The 20,918-nt window shown below is 65.3% G+C and carries 16 protein-coding genes; 8 read left to right on the forward strand and 8 right to left on the reverse strand.

Annotated elements, in window-relative coordinates:
• Window positions 1-55: 55 nt before the first annotated feature.
• A complete protein-coding gene (locus ACVISU_RS37355) occupies window positions 56-277 on the forward strand; it encodes a dodecin (protein WP_050402849.1) in 222 nt (73 codons plus the stop codon).
• 181 nt (window positions 278-458) lie between these two features.
• Here the strand turns inward: ACVISU_RS37355 and ACVISU_RS37360 are convergent, their stop codons facing one another.
• Window positions 459-1,019 carry a GNAT family N-acetyltransferase gene (locus ACVISU_RS37360; protein ID WP_050402848.1) on the reverse strand — a complete coding sequence of 187 codons (561 nt, stop codon included), beginning with the start codon at window positions 1,017-1,019 and terminating at the stop codon, window positions 459-461.
• 18 nt (window positions 1,020-1,037) lie between these two features.
• Window positions 1,038-3,395, reverse strand: a complete 2,358-nt coding sequence (locus ACVISU_RS37365) for an Orn/Lys/Arg family decarboxylase (protein WP_456710297.1) — start codon at window positions 3,393-3,395, stop codon at window positions 1,038-1,040.
• Window positions 3,396-3,543: 148 nt separating this feature from the next.
• On the opposite strand from ACVISU_RS37365, the gene ACVISU_RS37370 reads away from it, so the two are divergent.
• On the forward strand, window positions 3,544-4,701 hold the full coding sequence (locus tag ACVISU_RS37370) for an acyl-CoA dehydrogenase family protein (protein WP_456710298.1): 1,158 nt from the start codon (window positions 3,544-3,546) through the stop codon (window positions 4,699-4,701).
• A 133-nt stretch (window positions 4,702-4,834) separates the two neighbouring features.
• Here the strand turns inward: ACVISU_RS37370 and ACVISU_RS37375 are convergent, their stop codons facing one another.
• The 3 genes from ACVISU_RS37375 to ACVISU_RS37385 form a co-directional block, all read right to left on the reverse strand.
• The gene (locus tag ACVISU_RS37375) at window positions 4,835-5,449 is read right to left on the reverse strand and encodes a tetratricopeptide repeat protein (protein ID WP_050402845.1); all 615 of its coding nucleotides are present in this window, start codon (window positions 5,447-5,449) and stop codon (window positions 4,835-4,837) included.
• Between the two features lie 259 nt (window positions 5,450-5,708).
• A complete protein-coding gene (locus tag ACVISU_RS37380) occupies window positions 5,709-7,442 on the reverse strand; it encodes an adenylate/guanylate cyclase domain-containing protein (protein ID WP_063695612.1) in 1,734 nt (577 codons plus the stop codon).
• 136 nt (window positions 7,443-7,578) lie between these two features.
• On the reverse strand, window positions 7,579-8,133 hold the full coding sequence (locus ACVISU_RS37385) for a PAS domain-containing protein (protein WP_456710299.1): 555 nt from the start codon (window positions 8,131-8,133) through the stop codon (window positions 7,579-7,581).
• A 566-nt stretch (window positions 8,134-8,699) separates the two neighbouring features.
• Between ACVISU_RS37385 and ACVISU_RS37390 the strand changes: the two genes are divergently transcribed.
• Both ACVISU_RS37390 and ACVISU_RS37395 read left to right on the forward strand, forming a co-directional pair.
• Window positions 8,700-9,497: a rhomboid family intramembrane serine protease gene (locus tag ACVISU_RS37390; protein WP_050402873.1), complete on the forward strand. Its 798-nt coding sequence runs from the start codon at window positions 8,700-8,702 to the stop codon at window positions 9,495-9,497.
• 188 nt (window positions 9,498-9,685) lie between these two features.
• Window positions 9,686-10,114 carry a CBS domain-containing protein gene (locus ACVISU_RS37395; protein WP_456710300.1) on the forward strand — a complete coding sequence of 143 codons (429 nt, stop codon included), beginning with the start codon at window positions 9,686-9,688 and terminating at the stop codon, window positions 10,112-10,114.
• 4 nt (window positions 10,115-10,118) lie between these two features.
• On the opposite strand, the gene ACVISU_RS37400 is transcribed toward ACVISU_RS37395, so the two are convergent.
• Entirely contained in the window at window positions 10,119-11,165 is a 1,047-nt protein-coding gene (locus ACVISU_RS37400; RefSeq protein WP_050402843.1) for a patatin-like phospholipase family protein, read from the reverse strand.
• A 276-nt stretch (window positions 11,166-11,441) separates the two neighbouring features.
• Between ACVISU_RS37400 and ACVISU_RS37405 the strand changes: the two genes are divergently transcribed.
• Both ACVISU_RS37405 and ACVISU_RS37410 read left to right on the forward strand, forming a co-directional pair.
• Window positions 11,442-12,527 carry a hypothetical protein gene (locus ACVISU_RS37405; protein WP_456710301.1) on the forward strand — a complete coding sequence of 362 codons (1,086 nt, stop codon included), beginning with the start codon at window positions 11,442-11,444 and terminating at the stop codon, window positions 12,525-12,527.
• Window positions 12,528-12,808: 281 nt separating this feature from the next.
• Window positions 12,809-15,292 carry a putative bifunctional diguanylate cyclase/phosphodiesterase gene (locus ACVISU_RS37410; protein WP_456710302.1) on the forward strand — a complete coding sequence of 828 codons (2,484 nt, stop codon included), beginning with the start codon at window positions 12,809-12,811 and terminating at the stop codon, window positions 15,290-15,292.
• Window positions 15,293-15,405: 113 nt separating this feature from the next.
• Here ACVISU_RS37410 and ACVISU_RS37415 read toward each other — a convergent pair whose 3' ends face one another.
• Window positions 15,406-15,969, reverse strand: coding sequence for a nitroreductase family protein (locus ACVISU_RS37415; RefSeq protein WP_050402870.1), 564 nt, complete (start codon window positions 15,967-15,969; stop codon window positions 15,406-15,408).
• A gap of 84 nt (window positions 15,970-16,053) precedes the next feature.
• Window positions 16,054-18,099, reverse strand: coding sequence for a threonine--tRNA ligase (gene thrS / locus ACVISU_RS37420; RefSeq protein ID WP_456710303.1), 2,046 nt, complete (start codon window positions 18,097-18,099; stop codon window positions 16,054-16,056).
• Window positions 18,100-18,328: 229 nt separating this feature from the next.
• Here thrS and ACVISU_RS37425 point away from each other — a divergent pair, with 229 nt between their 5' ends.
• Window positions 18,329-19,642 (forward strand): ATP-dependent Clp protease proteolytic subunit, encoded by a 1,314-nt coding sequence (locus tag ACVISU_RS37425; protein WP_456710304.1) that lies wholly within the window; start codon window positions 18,329-18,331, stop codon window positions 19,640-19,642.
• A gap of 120 nt (window positions 19,643-19,762) precedes the next feature.
• Complete coding sequence (locus ACVISU_RS37430) at window positions 19,763-20,899, forward strand: MFS transporter (protein WP_456710981.1); 1,137 nt, start codon at window positions 19,763-19,765, stop codon at window positions 20,897-20,899.
• Window positions 20,900-20,918 lie beyond the last annotated feature (19 nt).

A 20,918-nucleotide genomic window follows, 5' to 3' on the forward strand; every position in this document is an offset into this window, starting at 1 on the left:
CTGTCCGGATCGGAGTGCAAATTGTCCGGATCGCGCATCCACAGAGGAGGTCGACATGCCTACCACGGACGACAAGGACCACGTTTACAAGATCCTCGAACTGGTCGGATCATCGGACAAGAGCATCGAGGCGGCGATCGAGAATGCCGTCAGCCGCGCGTCGAAGACGATCCGGGAAATGAAATGGTTCGAGGTGGTGCAGACCCGCGGCCATATCGAAGACGGCAAGGTCCGGCACTACCAGGTCACGCTGCGGGTCGGCTTCACGCTGGAGTAGGGCGGCCTCAATTCGTCCCTCACTGCAACTGTCGTCGCCCGGCCTGTACGCAATTGCGCGCATGGACCGGGCGATGACGGCTGTCCCGTTCATCACCGAATGCGGTGGTTGGGTCCTGGCTCTCCAGGCCGCGCAAAAACCACGCCAGGACGACGAATGGAGGGAGCCCGCGTAGTCCCCATCACCGCCGCGACAGCGGCGCGGGTGGCGGCGGGGCGGTGGCGCCGGCGGCGAGCGAGCGCTGCACCATCACGGTGTCGGACCAGCGGCCGTAGCGATAGGCGACGCCCGGCAAATGGCCGACGCGCGTGAAGCCGAAGCGGTCGTGCAGCGCGAGCGATGCGGCGTTGTCGCTGTCGATATAGCCGATCATCTGGCGGAAGCCGGAAGCGGCGCAGGCGTCGACCAGTTCCTGCAACAGCCGGCCGCCGACGCCCTTGCCGGTGAAGCGGTGGTCAATATAGATCGAATGCTTCACCGTGTAGCGATAGGCCGGGCGCTTGCGGAACTGGACCACATAGGCGTAGCCGACCACCTCGCCGTCGCACAACGCGACGAGATGGGGCAGGCGGGTGTTGCGCAGGTTCTTGCGGCGGTCGCGCAGGTCGTCGGGCTCCGGCGTGCCGCTGTCATCGACGCTCTCCTCGATGCCGTGGCGGATGTGATAGCGGTAGATCGATAGCATCGCATCGACGTCGCTGTCGCGCGAGGGGCGGACGGTGATCTTGTGATCATTCTCCATTGTGCTGCGTCCGCTCGCCTATTCGGACACGACATAGGTGTAGAAGCGGACCCGGCCCGCGTCGTCGATCTCCTTGTAGATGCCCTGCACCTCGACCTCGAAGCCCGGGAAGGCATTGAAGCTCGCCTCGAACATCTTGAGGTAGTCGATCATCGGCTTGCTGCGTTCCGACAGCCGTTCGCCGGGCACGATGGTGGCGATGCCGGGCGGGTAGACCACGAACGGCGTCGCCGCGATGCGGCCGAAGATCTGGTCGATCGGCAGATAATCGACGTCGTTGCGGATCAGGTATTGCGCCGCCTGGCGCGGCGACATCGCGATGTCAGGCAGATGCTCGGGCAGGAATTGCCTGGCCTGCAAGGTGCTGACGCCGCCGTCGCGGAAGAAGCGGTGCATGTCGCCGCAGAGGTCGCGCAGCCGCACGCCGGTGTAGCGCTGCGGGCGGCGGCGGAAGAATTCGGGGATTACGTCCTCGACCAGCGCGTTGTCGTCGTGCAGCTTCTTGAAGGCGACCAGCCCCGACACCAGCGTGCCGGCCTTGCTGGCCTCGACGCCGGGTGTCAGCAGGAACAGCAGGGAGTTGAGGTCGTTCTTCTCGGCGACGATCTGGTTCTCGCGCAGATACTGCGCCACGACCGGCGCGGGGATGCCGTGGTCGGCATAGGCGCCGGTGGCGTGATCGAAGCCCGGCGTCAGCAAGGTGAGCTTGTTCGGGTCGGTCATGGCAAAGCCTTCCGTCAGCTCGGGGAAGCCGTGCCAGGTCTGGCCGGGACTGAGCTGCCAATAGGACGGATTGGTCGCGAGCTGATCGGTCGATATGGTCTCCCAAGCGACATTGTGCACGCCGTTCTCGCGGGCGACGTCGGGGATCATTACGCGGTCCGGCACGAACGGCTCGAAGAACCAGCGCCGCTCCGCGCGCGTCTCCTTCTCCTCGAACTCGCGCTTCACGGCGCGGATCTTCTTGCGTAGCTCGATGCCGAGCCGGATCGTGTCGTCCCACAGCACTTCGCCGGAGCGGCCCTTCATCATCTGCGCGCCGACGTCGAGCGAGGCGAAGATTGGATAGAACGGCGAGGTCGAGGCGTGCTGCATGAAGCTTTCGTTGAAGCGGCGGTGCTCGACCCGGCGCTTCTGGCCCTTGATGTGGCGGTCGCGGATATGGATCTGCGAAGCCTGCGAGAAGCTCGCGAGCTGCTTGTGGGTCGATTGGGTGGCGATGATGCCGGGCGCCTCGGGGCCGAGATTCGAAAGTCCCATCGCGAAGCGGCCGGAATAGATCGGGTGGAACTTCATGAAGCCGGCCCAGGCCTCGTCGAACAGGATGTAGTCGCAGAGATGGCCGATCCGCTTCAGGATCATCTCGGCGGAGTGGATGGTGCCGTCATAGGTGCACTGCTCGACCACGGCGACGCGGAACGGACGCTCCTTCTTCCAGGCGTTCTCGTCCTTGAGCAGCGGGTGCTTGCGGATCTGGTCGCGCAAGCTCCCCTCGTCGAGCAGGTCCCAGCGCATCGGGCCGATCAGGCCCCAGGCGTTGCGCACCGTCGGCACATAGACCGGGATGCCGCCGCCGATCAGCAGCGCGCCGTGATGGGCGGCCTTGTGGTTGTTGCGGTCGAACAGCACGAGGTCGCCGTCGGTGACCAGCGAGCCGAGCGCGACCTTGTTGGAGGTCGAGGTGCCGTTGAGCACGAAATAGGTCTTCTCGGCGCCGAAAATCCGCGCCGCTTCCTTCTGCGCCTTCAGCGCCGGTCCTTCATGGGTGAGGAGGTCGCCGAGGTCGAGCACGGAATTGTCGAGGTCGTCGCGGAACACGGCCTCGCCGAGATGCTCGACGAACACCCGCCCGATCGGGCTGCGGCTATAGAACACGCCGCCATTGTGGCCGGGGCAGGTCCAGAGCTGGTTGCCTTCCTCGGCATAGTCGACCAGCGCGCCGAAGAACGGCGTCTTCAGGTTCTCGGCATATTGCTTGAGCCTGGAGATCAGGTTCTTGGCGATGAAGGGCGGGGTTTCCTCGGACAGGAACACGTAGCCGTCGATGAAATCCAGCACCTCGACCGGCAGGTCCTCGAAGCGCTTGCGGCGGATCAACAGGATGATCGGGAAATCGAGGCCGCGCCGGCGCATCAGGTTGATCAACGCCGCGGTCTTGCCCTCAAGACCCTTCTTGCCCCAGTCGACCACCATGCAGCCGATCGCCGCATCGGTCTGCACCGCGATCTCGGCATCTTCCAGCTTGCGGGCGCGGACCACTTCGAAGCCGGAGCGCTCGATCTCCGTGATGATCTGGTTGAACCGGATGCCTTCGAGGTCGTCGGCCTCGAAAACCGGCGCGGCGAACAAGAAGTTGAAGCGTTTGAAATAGTCCATGCGTGTCCCCGAAACTGGTCCGCTGAACCTGTCTGCACAATTCATGACAAAGAGATGACAATCCCGCTGCGACGCCAAGTGCCATGGCAAAATCCGCGTCTTCGCGCTGAACTCCCGATATCGCCAGCTTTCGGAAAGGAAAGGCGTCATGCCCCAGCCTGCCACCCCCATTGTTGCCGATCATTTGGCCGCGCTCGCGCGGATTGCCCCGCTGATTGCCGAGCACCGGGCGGATTTCGACCGCGAGCGCCGGCTTCCCGACGCCGTGGTCCGAGCCATGGCCGAGGCCGGAATGTTTCGGCTGTATCTGCCGAAGGCGCTGGGCGGGCCGGAATTCTCGCCGCTCGACTTCATGACGATCGTCGAGGCAGCCTCGGCGCTCGACGGCTCGGTGGGCTGGCTGGTCGGCAATGGCGGCGGCATGAGCAGGGCCGGCGGCTACCTGCCGAAGGGGGTGGCGCGGGGCTGGTTCGCCGATCCGCTGGCGTTCATCGCCGCCGCCACCGGGGCGATCGGAACGGCGGTCGAGGTCGAGGGTGGTTACCGCGTCAGCGGTCGCTGGCCGTTCGGCAGCGGTGCACCTCACGCGACCAAGTTCATGGGGCTGGCGAGCGTCAAAGGCCCCGACGGCAAGGATGGCCCGCCAATCTGCTGCTACGTCGATCGCGCCGACGTCCATCTCCACGACACCTGGTTCGCGTCAGGGCTCCGGGCCACCGGAAGCTGTGACTTCGAGATGCAGGATTGCTTCGTGCCTGACAGCCACACCCACCCGCTGGTCGACTTCAAGCCGACCCAGCCGGGCATCCCATACCGCCTGCCGGGTGTATCGGCGTTCTCCTGGACGGTCTCGGTGGTGCCGCTCGGGATCGCGCGCGGCGCGCTCGACGCCTTCATCGCGCTCGCGGGCAAGAAGCCCCGTCTCGGAGGCGTCGGCCAGCTGCGCGACGGCGAGTTGGTGCAGGCGACGGTCGGCCGTGCCGAAACGGCGTTGCGGTCGGCGCGGGCGCTGCTGGTCGAGGGCATGACGGAGCTGATGGCGGCGAGCGACATCGGAGGCGAGCGGCTGGTGGAAGCACGGCTGCTGCACCGGATCGCCTGCGCCAACGCCGGCGAAACCGCCGCCCGAATCGTCGAAATGATCGCAGCGTCCGCCGGGACGGCCGCGATCTTCGAGACCGGCACGCTCGAGCGTTCGATCCGCGACGTCCAGGCGGCGATCAAGCATGTCGCGATGACGCCGAACAGCTATACGCTGACCGGGCGCGCGAAGCTCGGCCTGCCGCTCGGCACGACGCGGTTTTGAGCTGGGCCGCCGGCGCTGCAAGCCTCTCGCGCCGAGCGGTCAGGCGGCGACCGGCACCAGGCCGCAGCGCAGCATCGTCTCTTTCAGATCCGGTGATCGCGCATTCGCTCATGCCCGCTTCACGCCGGCGCGTTCAATAGACGAGGTTCGTACCCGGCGGCTTCTCCAGCGCCGCCGCCAGCGTGCGATACGCCTCGCAGTCGGTGCCGCAGATCTCGGCTATCCGCTGCAGATGATACTGCGCCTGGTCGCGATTGCCCTGTTCGATCTGCCACAGGCCGTAGTAGTTCCACGTCAGCACGTGGCTCGGATCGGCCTTCAGCGCGCGCTCGTACCAGACCTGCGACTGCTTGTAGTCGCCGAGCTTGCGATAGGAGTAGCCGATCAGGTTGGCGACGTTCGGATGGTCGTCGCGGCCGAGCGCGTGCAGCTGATCGATCGCGGCAGCGTAGTCGTTGCGTTCGTAGATCGTCGCATAGGCCGCGCGATAGCCGTCGCGGAATGCCGGGTCGTCGAAGCCGGATTGCTTGATCGGTTTCTTGACCCTGTGTGTGGTCTTTCTGTCCTTCGCTTGAGGATACGCCGGCGTGGGCGTGCCGTAGCTCGATCCGTAGAAGTCTCCGCCGCCTGCTCCTCCGCCGCCGCCACCACCTCCGCCGGCGGCGATGGCGGTGTGCGGTGGGAGCAGGACGATAGGCGCTGTCAGACATGCCGCAAGCATTGCGAGCTGCGTTGGTGACTTGAACATGCACACCTCCCGAGTAGACAAGGACAGTCATTGCTCTGAAGCACTAACTCCCGATCGAGGAGAGCATTCCGCGCGATTTGAAAAATTGTTTGCCGAAGCGGCAATGGCGTTGTCGCTTCCGGATGTCATGCTTGCATGTGCGCGCTGTTGGGTCGCGACGTCGAACAACGGAGCCGAAACTAACATCGGTGTTAGATTGTGAGGTCGTGCGAGAGCAGTGCGAAGGGCAGGCCAGCGCCAATGCGTGCTGAAACTGCCGCTACTTCTGCTCCAGATGCCAGGCACCATCCCAGTCGGCGGCCGGCGGATTTTGTCTGAACGCTGCGACGCGCGTCTTCATCGCGATCGACGGGCCGTCGGCGGGCGCCGCAGCCAGCGCCGCGGTGAAAGCTCGCTCGGCGTCGTCCCAGCGGCGGTCGCGATAGGCGGCGAGACCATCCGCGTAGCGATGCTGCAACTCGATCTGCGCCGGCGTCAACTCGTCCTTCTTGCCGATGATCTCGAACACGGCGACCGGCTGGGTCTGGCCGACGACGACGAGGCGGTCGATCTCGCGCAGCTCGATGGTCGCAGCGCAGGCGCTCGCGGTGGCTTCCGAGATCAGGCTGCGGCTGCCGTAGAACTTGTTGGCGCCTTCCAGCCGTGAGGCGAGGTTCACGGTGTCGCCGAGCACGGTGTAGCTCATCATGAATTCGGAGCCGATGCTGCCGACCAGCGCTTCACCGGTCGCGATCCCGATCCGGATGTCGCAATCGGCCGGAATTGCGCGCACGCCGAGCAGTTCGGGCAGATCCTTGCGCAGCTGGTTGACCTGGCCGATCATGTCGATGGCGGCGAGCGCGGCCAGATGGGTCTGCTCGGCTTCCTCGACGAAGGGGGCGCCCCAATAGGCCATGATGGCGTCGCCGATATATTTGTCGATGATGCCGCGATGCGCATGGACCGGCGCCGACATCGTCGACAGATAGAGGTTCATGATTTTGACGAGACCGCGCGGCGTCACGCCTTCGCTCAAACTGGTAAAGCCCTTCATGTCGCAGAACATCACCGTCATGATGCGGCGCTGTCCTTCGGTGGCGGCGATCGCCGGCTGCTCGAGCAAGCCCTCGGCGATCCGCGGGTTGATGTAGCGGCCGAAGGTCTCGCGGATACGCTGGTTGTGACGCAGCGTCTCGATCATGCGGTTGAAGGCGGCGGAGAGCTGGCCGATCTCGTCCTGGGTCGTGATGGCAATGGCGCCGTCGAGTCGGCCGGCCTCGACCTCGCGGGTGCTCTCGAGAAGGCGCATGACCGGGCGCGTGATGCCGCTGCCGACCAGCATCGCGAACACGAAGCCGAGGATCGCGGCAATCGCGGTCACCACGCCGGAGATGATGATCGCCCGCTGCTGGGCACCCATCACCTTCGCTGCGGCCGAAGCGACCTGCGCCAGCATGTCGGTACGAATGCCTTCGATTCTGTTGTTGAAGTCGTCGCGCAGGACGTCGGCGCGGAGCGTGGTCGCTTTCGCGGCCGCAAAGTCCTGGGCGTCGAGCTGGTCGAGCAACGTCTTGTTCTCGGCATTCAGGCGCATCAAGAGGTCGTTGACGGCATTGTCGATGCGGTCATCGAGGCGCCCGAGAGCGGCGTTGTCCGACGGGGTCGAGGGATCGGCAATGATCGAATCGATCAGCGCGCGCGCGGCGTCGGCCTCGCGCTTGATCTGGGGCTCGATCTCGTCGAAGGTCTTGCGCGCCGCGTCGTAGCCGCTGGTTTCTCCCGGCGCCTGCATCTTTGCCATCATCATCCGGCGCATCGCCAGGGATCGCTCCAGCGAGCGGATGTTGACGCGGGCGAGATGACCGTAGGCGGGGATGTAGCGGTTGGTGAGCTCATCCAGGAGATGGCCGACCTGACCCGCCATCACCATCGACAGCAGCGAGGTGATCACCGCAAGGACAATCAGTCCCGCGGCAATGCCGACGATCTTCTGCCTGATCGAATTGCGAAACATGCCGAGCCCCGCCGCAGCTGCAATAAGCGGGTCACCCCGCCATGGCGGCGCAACAGCTAATAGAGTTCCGCGGCCCGCGGTGCAAGCGACCGGCGTGGCGCCGGTCTCGTCGCTGGACCGGGCAAGGTGTCAGGAGCTAGCGCAACCCTTCATAGACCATCAGGCCGCGCGCGATGGCGAGCTTGCGCAGGGTCCGCGGCACCAGCCGCTCCTGGGGATGCAGGTAACGCCACGAGGTCAGGACGAGGTCGTGCAGCCTCGTGACGTCGTCCTCGAACGGGGCGAGCAGGCCGGTCAGGCTCGCCGGCATATGGACGCGGGCGGTGAAAGGCAGCAGCAGCAGTTCAAGGTGCGCCCCGGAGCCGGTTTCGGTGGTGGCGGTGACACCGGCGATGGCCGGCAGGGTCTCTTCGACGACACAGGTGATGATGTCTTCGATCTCGCCGCGGCTCTCGCCGGTGAAAAGGGCGGAAAAGCTGCGGTTCTTGAGGTCGCAGCCGAGCAGGGCGGAGGTGCGGGTGCCGGCGACGCGGAACGGAAAGCGGGTCTCGCCGTCATAGGACAGCACGAAGATGTCGGACAGCAGCTCGCGCACCGCGGACGGTTCGAATTCACTCCGGTCGGGTGCACGCGCAGCGCCGCGCTTCGCATTCCAATAGGCGAAGAACTCGCGGCTGGAGCTGTGTTTCATCTAAAGAACCTTGCCCGGCACCTGGCTCGGCGGGACACATCTGTCCCGGTCTTGCTCAGGCGCCTTCCCTTCTCTGTTGTGCAGGGAAGGCTGTGCAGCGTCCATGCCGTGGCCGCGGTTTGGGCGGCTTATCGGCAGCTTTGTGTTGTTAACGTAAATTTAACTATGTCCTTGGCGGCCGTGGAACCTGCGCGTAGGGTCCGCGCGTTCCCGTTCGCCGGCTGCCCCAAGCGCCGGCGTGGTTGGTACACAGGTGGCGTCAAACAGTTTGGTCACCGTGCGGGGAGGGGTGGGGATGTTCTCCCGATCCCTCTGGGGCACGAGAAGACCAGCCGATCAGGGAGGGCGTTCTCAGCGCCCTCCCTTATCTTTTTGCCAAGATATCGTGTCCCGGAGGCAGTGCAGCGCGAGGCGATGCGCTGCAGGGCCGGCTCTGCGTCGCAACACTTTCGTGCTGCGACGCGTCCGGGACACCAGCGGTGTCCGATTTCGGGATTGTGCACTTGCACAGCGGTGTGAAAGCCGCCTATCTGGGATGCACAGCCGCGTGCGAGGTCGCCGACCCCTTGGACTCCCATCCCGAATCCCCGCTCGAGCCGCCGCCGCAGGCGCCGCGCGAGCCGATCCTGACGTTGCCGGCGGCGCTCACCGCCTACGTCCTCCTGATCGCGGTGATCCATCTGCGGGTGCTGCTGCCGCCGGAGATGGAAAACTGGACCATCGATGTCTTCGGCTTCATCCCGAAGCGCTACGATTCGACGCTGCTCGACGTCACCTTCCCGGGCGGAGACGGCGCCAAGGTCTGGACCTTCGTCACCTATTCGCTGCTGCACGCCAACCTCACGCATATCGGCTTCAATGTGCTGTGGCTGCTGCCGTTCGGTAGCGCGCTGGCACGGCGCTTCGGCGCGGTGCGCTTCTTTGTCTTTATGGCGGTGACGGCGGCCGCCGGCGCGCTCGCGCATTTGTTGACTCACGAGCACGCCATAGCGCCGATGATCGGCGCGTCGGCCTCGGTATCGGGGACGATGGCGGCGGCGATCCGCTTCGCCTTTGTGAAGGGCAGCTTCCTGTCGTTCAGCCGGGGCGATGCCGACGCGGCCGCCAAGGTGCCCGCGCTGTCGCTGTGGCGGGCGCTGCGCAACGGTCGGGTGCTCGCTTTCCTGGCGATCTGGTTCGGCGTCAATATTCTGTTCGGCGCCACCTCGCTGTCGCTTGGCGGTGAGGACGCGAGCGTCGCCTGGCAGGCGCATATCGGCGGCTTCCTCGCCGGGCTATTGCTGTTCGCGCTGTTCGATCCGATTCCGCGCGCGCGAGAAGATGCTGCGGATGCGTCGTCGGTGGACCAGTCCGGCCACGTCTGATCGCCGCTTGCGGCTCGGTTCGAATTCCATCATCATCTTTGCGACACAGAACAAAGCGGGCCGGTACATCGAGCCCAGCTACCGACCGCGCCCCGAAGCCGAAATCGGCGCGGAACTGTTGATTGAAGACTCTGGCGAGCAGGTTCGACCCGCTGAAGCGGGCGCCGAACGGATTCAGGGAGGCGACAATGACGGTACGTTCCATTCTCGATTCAAAGGGCCATCAGGTGATGAGCGTCGCGCCCGGCGCGAAGCTCTCCGCCGCGGTCAAGCTGCTCGGCGAGCGCAAGATCGGCGCCGTGCTGGTGATGGAGCAGGGCCGAATGGAAGGCATTCTGTCGGAACGCGACATCGTGCGCGTGCTCTCGGAGCGCGGCGCGGGTGTGCTGGACGAGCCGGTGAGCGCAGTGATGACGAAGAAGGTCGTGAGTTGCCGCGAATCCGATACCGTCAGCGGCCTGATGGAGATGATGACGACCGGCAAGTTTCGCCATCTCCCTGTCGTCGAGGACGGCAACGTGGTCGGGCTGATCTCGATCGGCGACGTCGTCAAGCGCCGCGTGCAGGAATATGAGCACGAGCAGGAAGCGCTGCGCGACTACATCAAGACCGCCTGAGCGGCTATTTCCCGGTGGTGCCCGCGCCGTTGGACGGCGGCACCAGGATATCGATGGCTTCCTCGATCGCGCCGATGGCGCGTTCGGCGGCGCGGATGCCGTGTGCGATCAGGTCGTCGGCGCGATGGAAGTCGAACCAGCCGATCTGACCGACGCGCGGCGAGATCAGCATGTCAGGCGGATCGCCGGCGAGGCGCGCACGGGTAATACGGTCCTGCATGATGTTGAAGGCGTCGACCATGACGCTCGAGATTCCGGGCCGACTGGCGCTGCCGAAAAACTCCCGCTTCACGGTTCGTTCGGCGGAGAAGAAGCGGCCGAACCGCCGCTTCGGAGGTTCCGGCTCAATTTCTGCCTCGGCGGTCACCGCGACCGTCACCTCGGGCGCGGCCGACGGCCCGTGATTGTAGATCGTGGTCGAGTGCGCGAACACATCGCTGGAGAGGTTCGCCGCGATAACGATCTCGGCGCCGAGTGCGCGGGCGGCCGAGACCGGCACCGGGTTGACCAGCGCGCCGTCGACCAGCCAGCGGTCGCCGATCAGCACCGGCGCGAAGATGCCGGGCAGGGCGTAGGAGGCGCGCATGGCGTCGACCACGCGGCCCTGGGTCAGCCAGATTTCGTGCCCGGTGCGGACTTCGGTTGCGACGCTGGCGAACTTGACCGCGAGGTCTTCGATCATGACCTGGCCGAGCGCCGCCTCGATCTCGGCAGCCAGCTTGGTGCCGCCGATCAGGCCGGAGCCGTTGAGGCGGATGTCGAGGTAGCCGAGCACGCTGCGCGGCTGCAGGCTGCGGGCCCACTGCTCCAGCGTGTCGATGTGGCCGGCCGCATAAGCGCCGCCGACTACGGAGCCGATCGAGGTGCCGACCACGACGTTGGGGACGATGCCATGGGCGAGCAGGGTCTTGATGATGCCGATATGGGCAAAGCCGCGCGCGGCGCCGCCGCCCAGCGCAAGTCCGATCACCGGACGGCGAACCGTTCCCAATCCTACCTTGCCAGGGCCGTCGGAGCTCTTTTGGCCGCGGCCCATCCAGCTATCCAACACGACAAATCTCCTGCCAGCACGAGACTAGGCCGCGCGGCACGGCTACGCCAGCATCGTCCGGTTTCATGGTTATTCCCTGAAGGCATGATTCATGCCCGAGTGGTCCGCGGTAGGCAGGGAATGTGACTGGACCGCGACGATAGGGCTAACATCGGCTTGATCGAGCGGTTCCAAGCCGGGGACGGCGCCCTCGGGAATGTGACAAAGCCTTGGACGCACCTGGATCGCCTTGCACGAAGGCTTGAATTTGCCGCGTTTTCGTTGAAAAGCATGGTGATGACTTCGAGGGGCAACGGCATCGGCGGATGCGGGCGGGGCATGCGGCTCCTTCCGCTATTGACGCTTGCGGCATTTTTGCTCCCCCTGATCCCCACTTCCGTGTCGGCGCAGTTCTTCAGCGACCGGCCGCCGCCGATCCCGCCCGCCTCGGTTCCGGACGTACCCTCCGGCCCGGCGCTAAATTTGGCGCCGCCGTCCGGGCCGGGTTCAGGGCCCGTTCTGCCCGGTCCGTTGACCCAGCCGACCATCGTCCAGCCGACCATCGTCCAGCCGTCCATTGCGACCGTACCTCCGGTGACGCCGCCGGCCGGCTCGCCGACCGCGGGGCAGGCGGTGCTGTCGCTGACGGCGCGGTACGGCAAGGACCTGCCGGTGATCAATGGCGGGCTGGTGTGGCGGGTGTTCGCCGACAGGCCGGATGACAACGGCACCTACAAGCTGATCCGCGAGGAGCGCGGAGCGACGCCCAACGTCGTGCTGCCGCCCGGCAATTACGTGGTCCACGTCGCGCTCGGCCTCGTCAGCGCGGTACGTGCCGTCAGCCTGAAGTCGGAGACCGACCGCGAGTCCTTCGTGCTGCCTGCCGGCGGGCTGCGGATCGAGGGCCGGGTCGGCTCCAGCAAGATCCCGGCCAACCAGATCTCGTTCGCGATCTATAAGGGCAGCCAGTTCGACGGATCGGACCGGGGCCCGCTGGTGCCCAACGTGTCCGCCGGCGACGTCGCGTTGCTGCCGGAGGGGACCTACTACATCGTTTCCAACTACGGCGACGCCAACTCGGTGGTGCGCTCCGACATTCGCGTTTCGGCGAGCAAGCTGACCGACGTCACCGTCATGCATCGCGCGGCCGTCATCACCCTCAAGCTGGTCAGCGAGAAGGGCGGCGAGGCGCTCGCCAACACCGCGTGGTCGGTGATCACACCGGGGGGCGACGTGATCAAGGAATCGATCGGCGCGTTTCCGCGCGTCGTGCTCTCCGAGGGCGAGTATCGCGCGATCGCCAAGAACGAGGGCAAGGTGTTCGAGCGTCCGTTCAACGTCGTCAACGGCGTCGATGGCGAAGTCGAGGTCGTGGCGCGCTGACGGTACGGCCGCGCTGCATTTCATGCAGCTGTCATAGTCTCTAACGTGAACTAACCATCGCGCGAATTTGAGCTGTCATAATCGGTGGCGGCGACGCACGGGCTCGCTATTTTTACACGGCGTTAAGCCGCGGCATGACTTGGATGCCACGGGGACTAATGCGCGTTGAGTTCACGTCGTGTCGTCATCGCGCCTTGGCTTTTTGCCTGAGCATGATCTTTCGAAAAGCGCTTCGCGCTCTTCCGGATCATGCTCCGGCGTTCGCGTGAACGGGGCATGCCATGGTCATGGCCAACAAAAAATCAGCAAAGACAGCGGCCAAGTTCAATTCCGAGATGTTCGCCGACGTTCCGGTTCTGCAACGCAAGTGGCAGGCCGCGGTTCGTCCAGGTGAGAAGCTGCCGCACTATGAGGACGTGATGCTCGGCAGTCTCGGCCGGCTCGCCGATCATATCGTGCTGCTGCGGAACGTCGACGGCGTACTGAGCGTCTCGCACACCGGCCGCTACGTCCAGACCTGGCTGAACGACGAGCGCTGGGACATTCCGCTCAGCGCGCTGCCGCCGGACTGCGCGACGGCGTTGTCCGAAGCCGCCGCGAATGCGCGCGAGAACTGCCGGCCCTATCTGGCGTCGGCGCATTGCGTGCGCGACGGCCTGGTGCGGACCTTCGACGTACTGGCGTTGCCGACGCGGTCGCGCTGGGGCGGCATCCTGATCGGCGTCTATGTCAACGAGCGCAATGCACAGTACAGTCTTCTCGATACGATTTTCTCGGCCACCGACGAGGGCGTGCTGTCGCTCGCCGCGATCCGCGACGCGCGGGGCGAGCCGGCCGACTTCCAGATCGTGCATCTCAACCAGGGCGCCGCAAGGCTGCTGATGCAGCCTGCAACCGATTTGCTGTGGCGCCGGCTCAGCGCCGGCGGCAATCCGCTTGCGGCGCCGGCGGTGATGAATCGCCTGCGCGGCTTCGTCGGCGGCGGTCCCGGCGGCCAGTTCGAGATCGACAGCGGCGATCGCTGCCTGCGGCTCGGCGTCACGGCGTTCGGCGACATGCTGTCGCTGACCGTCTCCGACGTCACCGCGCTGAAGCAGCGCGAGCTGTCGTTCCGCCTGCTGTTCGAGAACAATCCGATGCCGATGTGGGTATTCGACGCCGGCACGATGGAATTCCTCAGCGTCAACGACGCTGCCGTTCAGCATTATGGGTACAGCCGGGAGAGATTTCTCGGCATGACGCTGCGCGAGATCTGGCCGGAGGACGAGTGGGGCGTGCACAGTGCCGCGTTGCGCGAGATCGGCGACGTCTATCAATCGAGCCGCGACTGGCGGCACATCAGGGCCGACGGCACCGAGATCCATGTGCTGACCTTCGGACGCAGGGTGGCGTTCGAGGGCCGTGACGGCTATCTGGTCGCAGTGGTCGACATCACCGAGCGCCGCGCCGCGGAAGCGCGGATCGCGCACATGGCGCACCATGACGGTCTCACCAACTTGCCGAACCGCGACTTCTACCAGGAGCACCTGCGCGAGGCGCTGGAGCGCGGCCTAAGCGGCAATAAGCCCGTCGCTGTGATGTGCATCGATCTCGATCTGTTCAAGAACGTCAACGACTCCTTCGGGCATCCGATGGGCGACCGGCTGCTCAAGCTGGTGGCGGAGCGGCTGCGCGAGGTGGTCCGTGACGACAATGTGGCGGCCCGCCTCGGCGGCGACGAGTTCGCGATCGTGCTTGCCGCCGACGTCTCGCCTAACGCGGCGAGCGGCTTTGCCGAACGGCTGATCGATGTGCTGAGCGCGCCCTACACGATCGACGGGCTCGAAGTCGTGGTCGGCGCCAGTGTCGGGATCGCGCTGTCGCCGGGCGACGGCACGACGTCGGAAGAACTGATGCGCAACGCCGACATGGCCTTGTATCGCGCCAAGTCCGAGGGCGGCGGTGTGCATCATTTCTTCGAGCCGGAGATGGATCAGCAGGCGCAGAAGCGACGCGACATGGAGCGCGATCTGCGCGCGGCCTTCAGCAACGGCGAATTCGAGCTGCACTACCAGCCGCTGGTCGATATCGCGGCCGACCGCATCTCGGGTTTCGAATCGCTGCTGCGGTGGCGGCATCCGCAGAAGGGCATGATCTCGCCCGCGGAGTTCATTCCGGTTGCCGAAGACATCGGCCTGATCGTCGCGCTCGGGGAATGGGTGTTGCGCGAAGCCTGCGCCGAGGCGATGAAGTGGCCTGCCGACGTGAAGGTCGCCGTCAATCTGTCACCGGTACAGTTCCGCAGCCGCAATCTGGTCCAGGCCGTGATCTCTGCACTGGCGCATTCCGGCCTGTCGGCGCGCCGGCTCGAGCTCGAGATCACCGAGTCGGTGTTCCTGGCGGAGACCGAGGCCAATCTCGCGATCCTGCATCAGCTGCGCGAGCTTGGCGTCAGCATCTCGATGGACGATTTCGGCACCGGCTATTCCAGCCTGAGCTATCTGCGCAGCTTCCCGTTCGACAAGATCAAGATCGACCGCTCCTTCGTGAAGGACCTGGCGCGGCGCTCCGACTGCCTGGCGATCGTGCGCGCGATCTCCGGCCTCGGCCGCAGCCTCAGGATCACCACGACCGCGGAAGGGGTCGAGACGACGGATCAGCTCGACTGGCTGCGCGCCGAAGGCTGCAACGAGGTACAGGGATTCCTGTTCAGCGCGGCGAGGCCCGGGCACGAGATCGCGGCCTTGATGAGCGGCTTTGCGGAGCGTGCCTCGAAGGCGGCGTGAGGTCTGTCTGCTCATCATGGCCGGGCTTGACCCGGCCATCCATCCTCTTGGAGAAAAATGTTTCATTGTTGATGGATTGCCGGGTCGAGCCCGGCAATGACGGGTCTACGGTTTCAGAACCGCGTCACGATATCCGACAGCGCCGGGCGCGGGCGGTCCTCGCTCGGCCTGGTGGGCGTGCCGATATGAATGAGCCCGGCCAGCTTCTCGTCCGGCTTCAGGCCGAGGCCATCGAGCACGTCGCGGTCGAAGGCGAACCAGCCGGTCAGCCAGCAGGCGCCGTAGCCGAGCGCGGTGGCCGCGGTGACGATGTTCATCGCGCTGGCGCCGGCCGACAATTCCTGCTCCCAAGGTGGCACCTTCGGGTGCGGCTTGGTGAAGGAGACCACGCCGATCACCAGCGGCGCATCGGTCAGGCGCTTCTTCTCGACCTCGATATCGGAGGCGGGCGCGCCGGGATTCTTGCGGGCAAACACCTTGGCGATCACGTCGCCGGCGCGGGCGCGGGCCTCACCCTCGAACACGATGAAGCGCCACGGCGCCAGCTTGCCGTGGTCGGGCACGCGCGCGCCGATGGTCAGGATGGTCTCGAGCTCGGCCGCGGACGGGCCCGGGCCGGTCATCTCACGCGGTTTCATCGAGCGGCGTGTCTTCAGGAGTTCAATGGCGTCGGGCACGGACATGTCCTTCAAGTGGAGTGGTGCCCCCAAGATGGGGGCACCACCAAGCCTGCGAAAGCCGGTTTAGACCGATTGTGAAGATCAGGCGACGGATCGTGCCCGTTTCACGTCCGGCGGCGTTGCTTCATCCACCAGTGCGGCGATTGCCTCGTCGGTCGGCATCACGACCTGGCGTTCGCTGCCGAGGCGGCGGACCGAGACCGAATGGGTCTCGGCCTCCTTCTTGCCGACGACCAGCAGGGCCGGGATCTTGGCCAGCGAATGTTCGCGGACCTTGTAGTTGATCTTCTCGTTGCGCAGGTCGATCTCGACCCGTAAGCCTGCGCGGCGCGCCGCTGCGGCCACCACCTTGGCGTACTCGTCGCCCTCGGAGGTGATGGTCGTGACCACGAGCTGCGTCGGCGCCAGCCAAAGCGGGAAGTTGCCGGCATAATGCTCGATCAGGATGCCGATGAAGCGCTCCATCGAGCCGCAGATCGCGCGGTGCACCATGACAGGTGCCTTCTTCGAGCCGTCGTGATCGATGTAGAACGCACCGAACCGCTCCGGCAGGTTGAAGTCGACCTGGGTCGTGCCGCACTGCCAGTCGCGGCCGATGGCGTCGCGCAGCACATATTCGAACTTCGGTCCGTAGAACGCACCTTCGCCCGGATTGATCTCGGTCCGGATCCGGTTGCTGCCCTTGGCCTTGATCTCCGACAGCACGGTCGCCATCACGCGCTCGGCGTGATCCCACATCTCGTCGGTGCCGACCCGCTTCTCCGGCCGCGTCGAGAGTTTCACCGTGAGCTCGCCGTCGAAGCCGAAATCGGAATAGGTCGACAGGATCAGCTCGTTGATCTTGAGACACTCATCGGCGAGCTGCTCCTCGGTGCAGAACACATGGGCGTCGTCCTGGGTGAAGCCGCGCACCCGCATCAGGCCGTGCATCGCGCCCGACGGCTCGTAGCGGTGCACGACGCCGAACTCGGCGAGCCGCAACGGCAGGTCGCGGTAGCTCTTCAGCCCGTGCTTGAAGATCTGCACATGGCCCGGGCAGTTCATCGGCTTCAGCGCGAACCAGCGCTTGTCCTCGGCCTCGTCGCCGGCGGACTGCGCCGCGAACATGTTCTCGCGATACCAGTCCCAGTGGCCCGAGGTCTCCCACAGCACCTTGTCGAGGATCTGCGGCGCATTGACCTCGTTGTAGTCGCCGAGCAGCCGGCGCCGCATATAGGCGATCAGCTGCTGGAAGATGGTCCAGCCCTTGGGGTGCCAGAACACCACGCCGGGGCCTTCCTCCTGGAAGTGGAACAGATCGAGTTCGCGGCCGAGCTTGCGGTGGTCGCGCTTCTCGGCTTCCTCGATCTGCCTGAGGTAGGCGTCGAGGTCTTCCTGCTTGGCGAATGCCGTGCCGTAGATGCGGGTCAGCATCGGATTGTTGGAATCGCCGCGCCAATAGGCGCCGGCCACCTTCATCAGCTTGAAGGCGCCTCCGACCTTGCCGGTCGAGGTCATGTGCGGGCCGCGGCAGAGATCGAACCAGTCGCCCTGGAAGTAGATCTTGATCGGCTCGTTGCCGGGAATCGCGTCGACCAGCTCGACCTTGAAGGCCTCGCCTTTTTCGCGGAACACCTGCTTTGTTTTTTCGCGATCCCAAACCTCTTTCGTAAAGGGTTTGTCGCGCGCGATGATCTCGCGCATCCGCTTCTCGATGGCGGCAAAATCTTCCGGGGTGAACGGCTCGTTGCGGAAGAAGTCGTAATAGAAGCCGTTCTCGATCACCGGGCCGATCGTGACCTGGGTGCCCGGCCACAGCGACTGCACGGCTTCGGCGAGCACATGGGCGGCATCGTGCCGGATCAGTTCCAGCGCGCGGGGGTCTTCACGGCCGATCAGCTCGATCTTTGCGTCGGCTTCGATCGGATCGTTGAGGTCGGCAAGCGTGCCGTCGAGCGCCATCGCGACGGTGCGCTTGGCCAGCGAGGGCGAAATGCCCCGGGCGATGTCGAGGCCGGTGGTCCCTTTCGGGAAATCGCGCCTCGCTCCGTCAGGGAAGGTGAGGGCGATCTTGTTCACGGGTTCTGCGGGCTTGAGGTTAGAGAGGCTGTACTGGAATCCGGACTCGGATTTGGGCGATTCTGCCATCGATGTCTCCTGTAGCTCACTCCTGCGAACGAGCGCAGGTAAGCGGAAAGCAGCGGTATAGCAGGGGATTTGACGCCTGCAATCCGGCAATATCAAGAAAATGGGCCGTCAGCCGCACCGAATTCAGGAGAACTCGCCTGCACGTGACGGCTCTGATCGTTGCGACGCTGCCGATCATCGTTTAACGTCGAATGTCGACTGTCCCGCCATCGCGCGCTCCGCAAGGTTCATGTTTTCCCGTCTCCTGCTTTTCGTGGCGTTGCTTCTGGTCCCGGGCATCTTGCGGGCGGAAGAAACACCGGTGGAGAAGGCCGGATTTGCGAAGAAGCTGACCATCTATCTCGCCAAGGGGCCGGCGAATGCCTGCGGCGCCGGTTGCGATCGCTGGATCGCGATCGAAGGCGAGATCGATCGGGAAGCCGCGCAGCGGATCCGCACGTTCCTGTTTCCCATCAAGGACAGGCAGCTTCCGATCTATCTCCATTCGCCGGGCGGAAACGTCGAGCAATCCTACGCGATCGCGCGGTTTCTGCGTGCACACAAGGCGATTGCCCGGGTCGGCCGCACCATTGTGCCGGCCTGTTCCGCGGGCACGCAGACCGACGCCGCCTGTCTGAAGATCAAGACCGCGAAGGGAGAGGTCGAGGCCGAGCTCACCACGCGCAACGCGATGTGCGTCTCGGCCTGCGCCTATCTGTTCCTGGGGGCGACCAGCCGCGAGGTGGCGCCCGACTCGGTGCTCGCGGTACATAACTCCAAGCTGATGTTCGTCGTCCACGGCCATCCGCCGCCGCAGGTCGTCGCGGATTTCAGGCGGCGCGAGATGGTGAGCGCCGATCGCGATCGCAACATGTTCCTCGAGGCGATGGGGATCAGCCATGAGCTCAGCGACCTGATCCGGACCGTGAAGTTCGAGAGCCTGCATGTGCTCACGCGGCAGGAGCTCTATCGATTTGGTATCGACACGCGGCCGCTGCCGCAAACGCTGTGGGCGGTGGAGAAGGAAACGCGGCCCTACGTCCGCAAGATCGCGCAGCAGAAGAAGGGCGACGGCAGTTCGTTCCGCATGATGGAGTGGCGCCTGTTCTGTGAGAACAAGGATCGCGGACGGCTGATGTTCGTGCGCGAGTTCGACGCGGGCGCCGCCGGCAAGAGCACGGTGGTGATGATGGCCGGCGCCACCAGAACCGTCGCGTTCGGCAGGTTGCCGGCGCGGTTCGGCAAATACGAGGTCTGGAGCGACCCGGTGAGTTCGGACATCGTCAAGGCGATGTTGGCGGTTCCGCATCTGCAGATCGGCGAAAGCACGCCGTCGTCGGACGGCAAGGCGGATCGCAAGTCCGATGCCAAGGCGGACGTGAAGTCCGACATCAAGCCGGACTTCACGACATTCGATATCGACACGACCGGGCTGGAGCAGGGCTGGACACAGCTGCTGGCGTCGTGCCCGGCGACCAGCGCTGGACCGAAGCCGGCGAGCCCGCTGCCGGCCGCGGTGTCGCCGAGCGTCAACGCGGTGCCGGCCGCATCGCCGGCGCCGTGAGAGCAAGCGGCACCATCCGATCACGTACCATCGATCACGTGCCATGCATTTAGATGCAGTTGCATTGATTTCGAGGTCTGCTATCAACGCGGCGTGAAACGCTTCGCTCCCACCGCATTGATGCTCGGCAATATCGTCACCGGCTGCTCGGTGCTGGCGCCGGCCGGCATGCTGACGGAGCTGTCTGATGGCCTCGGTGTCACGATTCACACCGCGGGTCTGCTGATCACCTTCGGCGCGATCGTGCTGTGTGTCGGCTCGCCGCTGACGGCGTGGCTGACCAGCCGGTTCGAACGGCGCGCGCTGCTGACGACTACGCTTCTGGTGCTGGCGCTGACCAACGCGGCATCTGCTTTCGCGCCGGACTACGACAATCTTCTGATCATCCGCCTGGTGATGCTCGCGGTTGGTGTCCTCTACACGCCACAGGCTGCCGGCACCGCGGCGCTGATCGTGCCGGTGGAGAAGCGCGGCAGCACGATCGCCTATATCTTCCTCGGCTGGTCGCTCGCCGCTGCGATCGGGCTGCCGTTGATCACCTTCATCGCAAGCCGTTACGGTTTTCGCACGACTTACGGGGTGATCGCGCTGACCGGGCTCGTGAGCTGCCTGCTGCTGTGGTGGCGGCTGCCCGGCGGACTGCATGGTGCGCCGGTCGACTTGAGGACCTGGGCCGATCTCGGCCGCAATCCGACCGTCATCCTGCTGCTGTCGATCACGGCGTTGCAGATGTCCGGCCAGTTCGTGGTGTTCACCTTCATGGGGCCGCTGCTCGGCAAATTGACCGGCGCCGATGCCGACGCCGTCGGCATCGTGTTCGCGCTGTACGGCATCTTCGGGTTCGTCGGCATTGCGATCGCGACCCGCATCGTGGATTCCTGGGGCGCCTGGAATACGTCGGTGCTGTTCACGGTGCTGCTGCTCGCCGGCGTGGCCGGCTGGGCCGTGAGCGCCGGCGCCTACGCATTGATGGCCGCCTCGGTTGCGGTGTGGGGCCTCGGCTTTGCGTCGACCAATTCGATGCAGCAGGTGCGCCTGGTCGGTGCGGCGCCGGCGCTCGCGTCGGCGTCGGTCTCGCTCAATACCTCGGTGCTGTATGTCGGCCAGGCCATCGGCTCCGCGATCGGCGGATTGCTGTTCGCGCGCGAATGGCTCTTTAGCGCGGGCTATGTGGCCACGGCCTTCGTCGCGGCGGCGCTCGCGGTCGTTGTCATGACCCGACCGCGACGGACCGCGCGCACTGCCGCAGCCGAGTGAGCCTTGCGCTTGGCGCGCG

Source organism: Bradyrhizobium sp. USDA 4452 (assembly GCF_054063575.1).

Coding starts and splice junctions, on each gene's coding strand:
- ACVISU_RS37410 (WP_456710302.1), top strand. CDS start 12,809: ATGGTCATGGCCAACAAAAAATCAGCAAAGACAGCGGCCAAGTTCAAT.
- ACVISU_RS37365 (WP_456710297.1), bottom strand. CDS start 3,395: ATGGACTATTTCAAACGCTTCAACTTCTTGTTCGCCGCGCCGGTTTTC.
- ACVISU_RS37425 (WP_456710304.1), top strand. CDS start 18,329: ATGTTTTCCCGTCTCCTGCTTTTCGTGGCGTTGCTTCTGGTCCCGGGC.
- ACVISU_RS37375 (WP_050402845.1), bottom strand. CDS start 5,449: ATGTTCAAGTCACCAACGCAGCTCGCAATGCTTGCGGCATGTCTGACA.
- ACVISU_RS37370 (WP_456710298.1), top strand. CDS start 3,544: ATGCCCCAGCCTGCCACCCCCATTGTTGCCGATCATTTGGCCGCGCTC.
- thrS (WP_456710303.1), bottom strand. CDS start 18,099: ATGGCAGAATCGCCCAAATCCGAGTCCGGATTCCAGTACAGCCTCTCT.
- ACVISU_RS37355 (WP_050402849.1), top strand. CDS start 56: ATGCCTACCACGGACGACAAGGACCACGTTTACAAGATCCTCGAACTG.
- ACVISU_RS37385 (WP_456710299.1), bottom strand. CDS start 8,133: ATGAAACACAGCTCCAGCCGCGAGTTCTTCGCCTATTGGAATGCGAAG.
- ACVISU_RS37430 (WP_456710981.1), top strand. CDS start 19,763: ATGCTCGGCAATATCGTCACCGGCTGCTCGGTGCTGGCGCCGGCCGGC.
- ACVISU_RS37405 (WP_456710301.1), top strand. CDS start 11,442: ATGACTTCGAGGGGCAACGGCATCGGCGGATGCGGGCGGGGCATGCGG.
- ACVISU_RS37395 (WP_456710300.1), top strand. CDS start 9,686: ATGACGGTACGTTCCATTCTCGATTCAAAGGGCCATCAGGTGATGAGC.
- ACVISU_RS37380 (WP_063695612.1), bottom strand. CDS start 7,442: ATGTTTCGCAATTCGATCAGGCAGAAGATCGTCGGCATTGCCGCGGGA.
- ACVISU_RS37360 (WP_050402848.1), bottom strand. CDS start 1,019: ATGGAGAATGATCACAAGATCACCGTCCGCCCCTCGCGCGACAGCGAC.